Source organism: Streptococcus cuniculi (assembly GCF_004570575.1).
GTDB classification, from domain to species: Bacteria; Bacillota; Bacilli; order Lactobacillales; family Streptococcaceae; genus Streptococcus; species Streptococcus cuniculi_A.
This window is the reverse complement of sequence record NZ_SPPD01000038.1, coordinates 1-2,272: the sequence shown is the minus strand read 5'-3', so window position 1 is coordinate 2,272 and position 2,272 is coordinate 1. Positions and strand designations below refer to the sequence as shown.

The following is a 2,272-nucleotide window of genomic DNA, read 5'->3' as shown; positions in this document are numbered from 1 at the left end:
ACTCAATGACTGATTCAGCGTCGGTTTTTAAACGTTCACATACTGTTGTGTGCCAACCCTCTTTTTCTTCAAAAGACATATCCTCCCATAGTTCTATTAAACTTTCGATAGGCATTGCCTCTCCATTTTTCATCATTAACATATCTTTCGGTACTTCATCAATTTTCAACGCTCTGCCTCCCCTACTCTGCCTGCTTCACATCAACTGCCACAACAGGCGTCTAATATTTTCATTTATTAACCTCTCGGATAGCCTACGTAATAGTTAAGGATTTCAAGTTTTTGCCCTGTGTGTCTTTTTCCAGTAGCGTTTTTCACACTGTTTAGAACAATAGTCGGTGCGTCTATCCTGATACGCTCGGACTGTCATTGTCATTCCGCATTGCCTACAGACTATTTCTCTGTCTCTTCTAGGACTAGCCTGATAGTAGTTCTTGCGCTTATAGATTCCTGCTTTCGATAATACAATGCTGTAACGCTTCTTTAACTCTTCTTGAATCCATGAAATCGACTGATGATTCATGACAGATACAAACCACTCAATTTGATCACTCGTCATCCGAACAGGTCTCTTTCTCTTAGCTCGCGTCCCTCTTTCCATCTGTCACTCTCTTTCATCTGCTAACCACTTTCCGTCTGCCTCTCCAGTTTCAAGTTCTGTAACATTCGTAACAGATAAGCTAACGGACTCTCACAATCACGCGGTATTCTATCAATCATATTCAGAATCTCATCACTCCTAACATAACCACTCTCAAGATACTGTCCTATCATCATTTTTTGTTCGTGTGTTAGTCTATATCCGTGTGGATAACTATAACGATCATTGTACTTATCCACAATGACTTGCAAAAGTGAATAATATTTTGATTGAATGTATTTTCCCTCTTGAATTTTTTCAGGAGGATTTTCTTCAGCCTTTCTAGAACTATTATCTAGTAATTCATTATATTCAGTCTCATTAGTGGCTGAATTTAACACCACCCCCGGCTGATTCAGAGACCCCCCTAGTGTTTTTGAAACACCCCCCTGGTCTGAATTTAACACTAGGGGTATTTCGATATCTGATTCTAGTTCTCCAAGATAAATTTTATTAGCTAAATTCCCTTTATCACTTGAAGATTGTTGGACTTCTTCAATCAGGCCATAAGCTCTCAGAGCCTTTTTTATCGATAGTAACTTTGACTTAGAACAACCTAACAACTCCATTAATTTTGGATTAGAATAAACTAGATAGACTGAACCATCCTCATCAATCCAGCCATTACTCAGCGAAAGCTCTAGTCTATCTTTCAGAAATGAATAAGCTACCTTTTCCTCCAATTTCATATCCTTATATCGTTCATTTTCCCACAAAATTTTTGGAAGTTTGTAGTAGCGCTCAGAGGTCTGATATTGATTAGCAGTTATTCTCTTCATCTTCACACTCCTTAATTGATTACCTTGAATCCATACTGTCCTATTTGAGGAATATATTTATAAATTCCCCTAGCTACAAATGTGTCAAAAAGTTTTTTTGCCTCTCTCCTAGAGCTATTTGTTTCATGCATAATACCAATAATAGCAATCTCTTCAGCAATAATTTTTTGTCTAATCATGTTACTTTCCTTTCATGTCATACAACATCAAAATAATTGTGTCTATCAGTGGGAAATCCATAAAAACAATGGCTACATAGCGTTTCACCTTCATCTATCCACCAGCAAGCACCGTGTATTTCATCAATACAAGCCGTGTTCCAAGTGCAACCACAACGTCTACAAATTCCTGTTTCCATGTTTCTTCTCTCCTACACGTAACTCATCAATTCAGGATTAAACTCTAATGTCAGCCACATGGCTTCCTCTTGTGTCAGCTGCTTAACTCGCCCCCACGTACCATCTATAGCATGTTTATAATATGGATAAGTGCCGTGTTTATTTTTAGGACTTAATTCATGAATAATATCATCTTTGACAACTTCCCAAAGTAAACTAGAAGGCTTGTAATAATAACCATTCCCAAGCCAAATTCTGTTTAAGTCATCATATGGAAATGCTTTCCCTTCTTTAGGAAAATTTTCATAATCTGTAACAGTTGCTTCTTTCTCTTCATTAAGATCTATCACTTCATAGATTTCTAAAGTATCAATATCCATGATAATTTCTATGTTGTTTGACATCTGCCCTGTGTCCTTTCACTAATTTTAAGCAACGAAAAAAGAGAACCTATTCAGTTCTCTTCGATTATATATTTAAGTTTTTCGGATTTCCCAAAACTCTAGACACTTACT

At 37.0% G+C, this 2,272-nt stretch carries 5 protein-coding genes; all 5 read right to left on the bottom strand.

What is annotated here, in order from left to right:
• Positions 1 to 274: 274 nt before the first annotated feature.
• Positions 275 to 559 carry a hypothetical protein gene (locus E4T82_RS11850; protein WP_135182968.1) on the bottom strand — a complete coding sequence of 95 codons (285 nt, stop codon included), beginning with the start codon at positions 557 to 559 and terminating at the stop codon, positions 275 to 277.
• 62 nt (positions 560 to 621) lie between these two features.
• Positions 622 to 1,419, bottom strand: coding sequence for a replication initiator protein A (locus E4T82_RS11845; protein WP_135182967.1), 798 nt, complete (start codon positions 1,417 to 1,419; stop codon positions 622 to 624).
• Between the two features lie 11 nt (positions 1,420 to 1,430).
• Positions 1,431 to 1,598, bottom strand: a complete 168-nt coding sequence (locus E4T82_RS12575; protein WP_167753629.1) for a hypothetical protein — start codon at positions 1,596 to 1,598, stop codon at positions 1,431 to 1,433.
• A 17-nt stretch (positions 1,599 to 1,615) separates the two neighbouring features.
• Complete coding sequence (locus E4T82_RS11840; protein ID WP_135182966.1) at positions 1,616 to 1,777, bottom strand: paraquat-inducible protein A; 162 nt, start codon at positions 1,775 to 1,777, stop codon at positions 1,616 to 1,618.
• A 12-nt stretch (positions 1,778 to 1,789) separates the two neighbouring features.
• Positions 1,790 to 2,161 carry a hypothetical protein gene (locus E4T82_RS11835; protein ID WP_135182965.1) on the bottom strand — a complete coding sequence of 124 codons (372 nt, stop codon included), beginning with the start codon at positions 2,159 to 2,161 and terminating at the stop codon, positions 1,790 to 1,792.
• Positions 2,162 to 2,272 lie beyond the last annotated feature (111 nt).

Coding starts and splice junctions, on each gene's coding strand:
- E4T82_RS11850 (WP_135182968.1), bottom strand. CDS start 559: ATGACGAGTGATCAAATTGAGTGGTTTGTATCTGTCATGAATCATCAG.
- E4T82_RS11845 (WP_135182967.1), bottom strand. CDS start 1,419: ATGAAGAGAATAACTGCTAATCAATATCAGACCTCTGAGCGCTACTAC.
- E4T82_RS12575 (WP_167753629.1), bottom strand. CDS start 1,598: ATGATTAGACAAAAAATTATTGCTGAAGAGATTGCTATTATTGGTATT.
- E4T82_RS11840 (WP_135182966.1), bottom strand. CDS start 1,777: ATGGAAACAGGAATTTGTAGACGTTGTGGTTGCACTTGGAACACGGCT.
- E4T82_RS11835 (WP_135182965.1), bottom strand. CDS start 2,161: ATGTCAAACAACATAGAAATTATCATGGATATTGATACTTTAGAAATC.